The 7,072-nt window shown below is 58.4% G+C and carries 10 protein-coding genes; 6 read left to right on the top strand and 4 right to left on the bottom strand.

Translation table 11 applies throughout. From position 1 onward, the window contains the following. From ACIP1X_RS20025 to ACIP1X_RS20015, 3 genes are all read left to right on the top strand, one after another. A partial coding sequence (locus ACIP1X_RS20025; protein WP_400754541.1) for a hypoxanthine-guanine phosphoribosyltransferase occupies nt 1–400 on the top strand: 400 nt, incomplete at its 5' end. Nucleotides 401–579: 179 nt separating this feature from the next. After that, nucleotides 580–1,059 carry a hypothetical protein gene (locus tag ACIP1X_RS20020; protein WP_400754539.1) on the top strand — a complete coding sequence of 160 codons (480 nt, stop codon included), beginning with the start codon at nt 580–582 and terminating at the stop codon, nt 1,057–1,059. 63 nt (nt 1,060–1,122) lie between these two features. Beyond that, a complete protein-coding gene (locus ACIP1X_RS20015; RefSeq protein WP_400754536.1) occupies nt 1,123–1,410 on the top strand; it encodes a PA4642 family protein in 288 nt (95 codons plus the stop codon). 222 nt (nt 1,411–1,632) lie between these two features. Here the strand turns inward: ACIP1X_RS20015 and mqo are convergent, their stop codons facing one another. Next, nucleotides 1,633–3,141: a malate dehydrogenase (quinone) gene (gene mqo / locus ACIP1X_RS20010; protein ID WP_053123713.1), complete on the bottom strand. Its 1,509-nt coding sequence runs from the start codon at nt 3,139–3,141 to the stop codon at nt 1,633–1,635. Between the two features lie 403 nt (nt 3,142–3,544). Here mqo and ACIP1X_RS20005 point away from each other — a divergent pair, with 403 nt between their 5' ends. After that, nucleotides 3,545–3,781: a hypothetical protein gene (locus ACIP1X_RS20005; RefSeq protein ID WP_400754533.1), complete on the top strand. Its 237-nt coding sequence runs from the start codon at nt 3,545–3,547 to the stop codon at nt 3,779–3,781. Between the two features lie 69 nt (nt 3,782–3,850). On the opposite strand, the gene ACIP1X_RS20000 is transcribed toward ACIP1X_RS20005, so the two are convergent. Then, nucleotides 3,851–4,084, bottom strand: coding sequence for a hypothetical protein (locus ACIP1X_RS20000; RefSeq protein ID WP_053123709.1), 234 nt, complete (start codon nt 4,082–4,084; stop codon nt 3,851–3,853). Between the two features lie 205 nt (nt 4,085–4,289). On the opposite strand from ACIP1X_RS20000, the gene ACIP1X_RS19995 reads away from it, so the two are divergent. Next, complete coding sequence (locus tag ACIP1X_RS19995; protein ID WP_008086137.1) at nt 4,290–4,874, top strand: YajG family lipoprotein; 585 nt, start codon at nt 4,290–4,292, stop codon at nt 4,872–4,874. Nucleotides 4,875–5,119: 245 nt separating this feature from the next. Here ACIP1X_RS19995 and ACIP1X_RS19990 read toward each other — a convergent pair whose 3' ends face one another. Next, nucleotides 5,120–5,326 carry a hypothetical protein gene (locus tag ACIP1X_RS19990; protein WP_027612213.1) on the bottom strand — a complete coding sequence of 69 codons (207 nt, stop codon included), beginning with the start codon at nt 5,324–5,326 and terminating at the stop codon, nt 5,120–5,122. Nucleotides 5,327–5,519: 193 nt separating this feature from the next. Between ACIP1X_RS19990 and ACIP1X_RS19985 the strand changes: the two genes are divergently transcribed. Beyond that, on the top strand, nt 5,520–5,798 hold the full coding sequence (locus ACIP1X_RS19985) for a hypothetical protein (protein ID WP_053123707.1): 279 nt from the start codon (nt 5,520–5,522) through the stop codon (nt 5,796–5,798). Nucleotides 5,799–5,938: 140 nt separating this feature from the next. Here the strand turns inward: ACIP1X_RS19985 and ACIP1X_RS19980 are convergent. Further along, nucleotides 5,939–7,072 (bottom strand): 1-acyl-sn-glycerol-3-phosphate acyltransferase (locus tag ACIP1X_RS19980; protein WP_400754530.1); only part of this gene is annotated, 1,134 nt, incomplete at its 5' end.

Below are 7,072 nucleotides of genomic sequence, written 5' to 3'. Positions count from 1 at the left end.
CCTGATCTTCTCCGGCAAACTGCTGACGCATCTGCACTTCCCGCTGGAAGCGTCCTACCTGCACGCAACCCGTTATCGCAACGAAACCAGCGGCGGCGACCTGTTCTGGAAAGCCAAGCCGGAAGTCTCATTCATCGACCGCGACGTACTGATCATCGACGACATCCTCGACGAAGGTCACACCCTCGGCGCGATCATCGACTTCTGCAAACACGCCGGCGCGCGCAAAGTGCACACCGCTGTGCTGATCGATAAGGATCACGACCGCAAGGCGCGTCCTGACCTGAAAGCCGATTTCGTCGGCTTGCCGTGCATCGACCGTTATATCTTCGGTTACGGCATGGACTACAAAGGCTACTGGCGCAACGCCAACGGGATTTTTGCCGTTAAAGGCATGTAATTTACGCCCCGATCCAATGTGGGAGCGGGCTTGCTCGCGAAAGCGGTGTATCAGTCGACATTTGTTTTGAATGTCAGGTCGCCTTCGCGAGCAAGCCCGCTCCCACAGTAGTTTTGTGGGTGCTGATCCATCCGCGATACCCATGCTAGAGTGCTCGGCCCCGCCCTCCGGAGCCTGTCATGAGCCTCTTGATCCGCAGCCTCGCCGCGCTTTTCCTGATCTTCAGCCTGCCTCTGTCCGCCGCGCCGATGCACAGTCAATTCCTGCCGCCGGACGATCTGACCGTGCGCGATGCCGAGCCCGAGCAACAGCAACTCATGCAGGTCACCGATTATTCCGTGGTGGTGGGCGCGCAACGTCAATCCAATCAGCAACCGATTCCGGTCACGTCACCGCTGCTGATCCGCCTCAAGGGCAAATCCTTGAACAAGGGTGCGACCATCACGCAGGTGCTGGTCAATTTTGACGGCGAAAGCAAAAGCCTGAAAAAGCCGATCTACGACGACAAAAGCAAAACCCTGACGTTGTTTTATCCACAGGCCCAATACCGCGTGATCATCGATCTGCTGCGCAATGACACCGTGTATGTGCAGTTCCTCAGTTACGCCAACGGCCATATCTGGGCCGATTTGCACACCGGCAGCACGCGTTCGCGTTGAGCCCGGCGGCAGGGCAGGGGTAAACTGCCCGCCCCGTGTAATGTCTGCGAGCTGGAGTCGGCAATGCGTAAAGATAAGAAACAAGTGATTGGTGACGAGATCGGCGATGAGCAGATCAAGCTGTTCCTCGATTTTGAACCGGTCGACGCCACTTCGCCGTCGCTGCACAAACTGATCAAGGCTTACCGTGGTCTGCGTATCGATGACTTCGAACGCTTCCTGGGTTTCTTCGTGGAGGCCGGTTATGACGTTGATGGCAAGGACGAGCAGGGCAAGACCTTTGTTGAGCTGATCGCCGATCAGCGTAATGCCCCGGACTACATCGAACTGATCGAAAAGTCCCGTACCTGAGGTATCCCCAATAACTGTGGCGAGGGGATTTATCCCCGTTCGGCTGCGCAGCAGTCGCAGAACCAGAAAATTCGGTTTGCCTGACACACCTTATCAGCAGGTTTGGGGCCGCTTCGCAGCCCAGCGGGGATAAATCCCCTCGCCACAGAAGTCTTGCCAATGTTCACGCGTAAAAAAACGCCCCGCACTCTCTGAGTCCGGGGCGTTTTTTATGCGGCGTGATCAAGCGTAGCTTGGTGTCTCACTGCTTTCTTCAACCAGTTCCAGCGCGATGTTGTTCTGCGTGTTGATCTTGCGATACAGCGCAGCATCGGTTTCCAGCACCTTTTCACGGGCCGGGAAGATCTCGGCCAGTTTCGCCGCCCACTCACCCTTGGCCTGATTCGGGAAGCACTTCTCGATCAGTTCGAGCATGATCGAAACGGTCACCGAAGCGCCTGGCGAAGCACCTAGCAGGGCCGCCAGCGAACCGTCCTTGGCCGACACCAGTTCGGTACCGAATTGCAGGATGCCGCCTTTTTTCGGGTCTTTCTTGATGATCTGCACCCGTTGGCCAGCCACTTCCAGACGCCAGTCTTCGGCTTTCGCTTCCGGGTAGAAACGGCGCAGGGAATCCAGACGCTGTTCCATCGATTGCATCACTTCGCTGACCAGGTATTTGGTCAGATCCATGTTGTTTTTCGCCACGGCCAGCATCGGCCCGATGTTGCCGGCGCGAACCGACAGCGGCAGGTCCATGAAGGAGCCGTGCTTGAGGAACTTGGTGGTGAAACCGGCGTATGGCCCAAACAGCAGGGATTTCTTGCCGTCGACCACGCGGGTGTCCAGGTGCGGCACCGACATCGGTGGCGAACCCACAGCGGCCTGGCTGTAAACCTTGGCCTGGTGCTGTTTGACCACTTCCGGATTGTCGCAACGCAGCCACTGGCCGCTGATCGGGAAGCCGCCGAAGCCTTTGCTTTCTTCGATGCCCGAAGCCTGCAGCAACGGCAACGCCGCGCCACCTGCACCGAGGAAAACGAACTTGGCGTCGACTTCACGAGTGTTGCCGTTGTTGACGTCTTTGATGCTGACGGTCCAGCCGCTGCCGTTACGCTTGAGGCCAGTTACGCGCTTGCAGTATTTGACCTGAGTGTCGGGAGCGCTGGTCAGGTGCTTGAGCAACTGATTGGTCAGCGCGCCGAAGTTGACGTCGGTGCCGTTCATCACGCGGGTCGCAGCGAGAACTTCGTCCGGCGAGCGCCCCGGCATCATCAGCGGCATCCACTCGGCCATTTTCGCCTTGTCTTCGGTGTATTCCATGTCGGCGAAGGCGTGGTGCTTGTGCAGCACGTCAAAGCGTTCTTTGAGGAACGACACGCCGGAATCACCCTGCACGAAGCTCAGGTGCGGTACCGGGCTGATGAACGATTTGCACGAGCCGAAGGTGCCTTTCTTGGTCAGGTACGACCAGAACTGCTTCGACACCTCGAATTGGGTGTTGATGTGCACGGCTTTCTTGATGTCGACGGTGCCATCGGCGGCCTGCGGCGTGTAATTCAGCTCGCACAGACCAGCGTGACCGGTACCGGCGTTGTTCCACGGGTTGGAACTCTCCGCAGCACCGGAATCCATCAGCTCGACGACTTCCAGCTTGATCGCGGGGTCGAGCTCTTTGAGCAGTACGGCGAGGGTGGCACTCATGATGCCGGCCCCAACCAATACTACGTCGACTGCTTCGTTATGCGCCATTTAACGCGTCTCCAAAATCTGCAGCACCAAATTGTCGGCATGGCTGCCAGGCGTTCCGGGACAGATCAATTGTGTCCAGGCTATCCGTGGTCAGGTTCGCCATGTCCGAATCTTCGCAATTTTTCGCAACTTCGACGGATGCATGCGGCCTGGCTTTCAAGAGCTCCATGAACTCATTTCAGCACGCAGCTGGCAATTCGACTTATGGTCGAGACATCCGTTTTTGTGCAACCAAATCCGTAGCGGACAGGCTTCAGGCTCCGATATTCGAGGTATACCCGGTCCTGTGTCGTTGGGCTGTTCCAGACGCTAATGGTGCATGTTCAGACGCAAAACTATTCATTTGCTCGCCACACTCTTGTGAAGTTGTGAAAACCCGTTTTTTTCACGCTCTTTTGAAGACGTGAACCTCAAAAAAGGGCTGTCTTGGCTTGGCACCTTGCCCGAGGGCAAAAACAACGCGGTGGCCGAGCGTCATGACAGCTCTGCAGATTCGCGAAAAGCGGGGTTTTTGCCGGAAGAACAGGCAAGCGCGCCAACTTCACTCGATCTGTGTGGGCGGCTCTCTGTGGGCGATTTTGATGTCGATGCGATGCGCATTGACGCTGTTGCGGGGCCCGATCAGGAGACGTCCTTATAATCGGGGGGAGATTGTATCGAAGAAATGCGGGGAGTTGGTCGTGTTTAATGACTTTTATTAGGCATCCGGTCAGATGCTCAACATCGCCTGAGCGCGTGCACGAGGCTGCGGCGCTATGACGCGGGCGCTGGCGGGCAATGGGTGGTGCAACCAGTTGAGACGAATTTCTTCGATTTCCACCCAACCGTCACCCATCGGTTGCAGGCTGCACTGCTTGAATGCCTGACAATGGCCGTTGCGGTCGAGCAGGGCAAAGCTGCGGTGCAACGGGCGTGGCGCAAACAACGAGATTAAATAACGCATGGCCGATTACCTTGCTGGAGGACTTGTTTGAAGGTTGCCAGCAGGGCGTGACGTCAACATGTACGGCAGATGACAGCGGCGTGACAGGAACCGGCCTGCCACGGCTGTGTCAGACATTTCAGTATTCACCGTGTGACGCTGGTGACCCGCAGTGGCCCACCGCTATACTGCCGGCCTGTTTGTGCCTGATTCTGGAGAGAAGAGCATGTTGCAACGCCTGTTGTTCGGTTTGATCACTGTGGCCGGTTTGACCCTGGCCGGCTGCGCCCACAGCCCGCAACAACTGAATCCGGAGCCGAAGCTGACCACGCAGTTGCCAGCGGTCGGCCGTGGTCAACCCGTTGTCGTGCGTGTGGTTGACGGGCGTCCGTCGCCAACCCTCGGCACCCGTGGCGGCCTGTACCCGGAAACCAGCGCCATCACCGTGCAGCGCGAGCAGATTCTGCCGAAGCTGCAGGCTCAGGCTGAAGCCGCCGTGCGTCTGTTGGGCTTCACCCCGACCAACAACGCGCCGAATGCGCCGCAGCTGACCGTGACCCTGGCCGAGCTGAAATACCAGTCGCCGAAAGAAGGCATGTACGTGACGGAAGCCACCATCGGCGCGACCTTCCGCTCCGACGTGCAGAACGCCAACCGCCGTTACAGCGGCCGTTACGGCGCGTCGCTGGATCAGCGTTTCGGCATGGCGCCGAACCAGGAAACCAACACCAAACTGGTCAGCGACGTGTTGAGCGATGCGCTGACGCGCCTGTTCAAGGATCCGACCGTGGGTCAGGTGCTCGCTGAGTAAGCTTTCAGCGGATGTGAAAAAGCCCGGGGCCAGTGATGGTTCCGGGCTTTTTTGTGGGGCATGAAATCGTACCCCCTCACCCCACCCCTCTCCCCCAGGGGGGCGAGGGGGAAAGGGAGCCGATCGGGGGCTTTTCAGAGCCGGAGTTCAACTCGAGTTTTCCAGGTCGATGTACCTCGACCAAACAACCCGGTCAGTCCCCTCTCCCTCCGGGAGAGGGCTAGGGTGAGGGTGCTTTTGCTTTTTCAGGCAGCCTGCGAGTAGAAGTCGAGCACGCTAACCCCCGTCAACAAATCCGTCTCCGGCAAATCCGCATGCTGATGCCCGCCCAGCGCGCAATACACCAGCCAATGGCGATCCTGAACATTGAAGGCAAGGCTGCCGACGAGGCTTTGCTGTTCGTCGGTCGGGGTGATGAGGTAGAGGCGATCCTGGTTTTCGGCGTGGAGCATGACGCGTTCCCTGTCGGTTTCGAGGCGCGCATCTTGGTTTATCCAGATGACGATGCCGTGACACAGGACAGCCATCGGTCGATTGTTACGTTATTTGTCGTAAAGGCTGGGGCAGGGAGCCAAGGTTTGGTTAGAATCCGCGCCGCGGTCGTCGATCTGGCGCCTGTCATACCGGTTTAGATAGAGGTCTGTGATGTCGCTGCACTTGATGACGCTGTTTACCGCCCATCCCGCCAAATTGATCAACCTGCTGGCGCTGCTGTTGGCGTTTCCCGGCAGTTGGCTGCTGCACGCAACGCGCCGCCGCGAACAGCGCGCGATGGCCAGCATCGCCGCCCAGCGCAACGCGCAGCCGAACGCCGAGCCCATTCTTGATTGGGCAACCTTGCGCATGAACCGGTTTTTCTATCGATTTGGTTTTGCTTGCCTGGGGCTGGCACTGATCGTCTCGTGGATCAGCACGCGTTACTGAATCTGATGCAAAACCTGTGGCGAGGGGATTTATCCCCGTTGGGGCGCGCAGCGACCCCAGTTTTTACCTGAGAAAAACAGGGCCTGCTGCGCAGTCCAGCGGGGATAAATCCCCTCGCCACAATTGCTCAGCGCTGTTGATTAAAGCGGCAACCCGGCCTTAACGCGGTATTGGTTACGCACCGGCGTCGCATATTGCAGCACCAGATACGGACGATGCTCTGCAGGGCACGCATCCAGTCGGCTCTGCCATTCTTCCTGCGCCTTGGCCAATTCATCCGCCGCAAACACCTCGGCAGCTTTCGGCACATTCAATTGCGGATCCGCATCAGCCCATTGCGCGTACGCCAGGTAATGCACCGGGAACAAGCGGTAGCCGCCGAGAATCTGCTTGTCCATCTCGACCGCCAATTGCTTGGTGTCTTCGAACAACTCAGTGATGGGCGGTGCGAAGTTCACGTGCACCCGGCCCTTGTAACCAGTGATGCCCTTGGCAATGCTCACGTCATCTTCGCCCGGCGCTTTCGCGTAGGTGCCGGTGGTGGCGCGGATGTACAGCTCGCGGGCCTTGGCCTGGTCGCACGGGTCGTATTCGTAGCTGATCGACACCGGGGTGAGGTTCAGCGACTGAATGACTTCGCCGAACGGCTCATCCTTGCGGCTCATGTGGAACATCTTGAGGATCGCCGACTCGGTGCGGTCGTCGCCATCCTTCGCCCGACCTTCGGCCTGAGCGATCCAGATCGAGGCGCAATCATTGCGGATCGAATGGTTGATGTACGCCGACAACAGTTGATACGCGGCCATTTTCTCGCGGCGGCCGGTGATCGAACGGTGGACGATGAAGCTCTTGTTCAAACGCATCAGATCGCTGACAAACGGCTTTTGCAGCAGGTTGTCACCGATGGCGATGCGCGGCGTCGGCAGGCCGGCGTGGTACACGGCGTAGTTGACGAAGGCCGGATCCATCACGATGTCGCGGTGGTTGGCGATGAACAGATAGGCGCTGCCGGACTTGAATTGCTCGACACCGGTGTAGGTCACGCCGTCGGTGGCGCGCTCGATGGTGTGGTCGACGTAGGACTCGACCTTGTCCTGCAACGTCGCCACCGAGGTCACGTCGGCGAACTCACGAAACAGCCGATGGGCTATAAGTGGTTTGAGCATCCAGCCGAAAGCACCGGCAAAACGCGGGAAGCGGAAGTGGGTGAGGATATCTAGAAACGCCTTGTCGCCGAGCAGTCTTGCAAGTACCACAGGTACTACGCTGTCGTC

Source organism: Pseudomonas sp. NPDC088885 (assembly GCF_044750025.1).
GTDB lineage: Bacteria > Pseudomonadota > Gammaproteobacteria > Pseudomonadales > Pseudomonadaceae > Aquipseudomonas > Aquipseudomonas rustica.
This window is presented reverse-complemented; position numbering and strand designations above follow the sequence as displayed.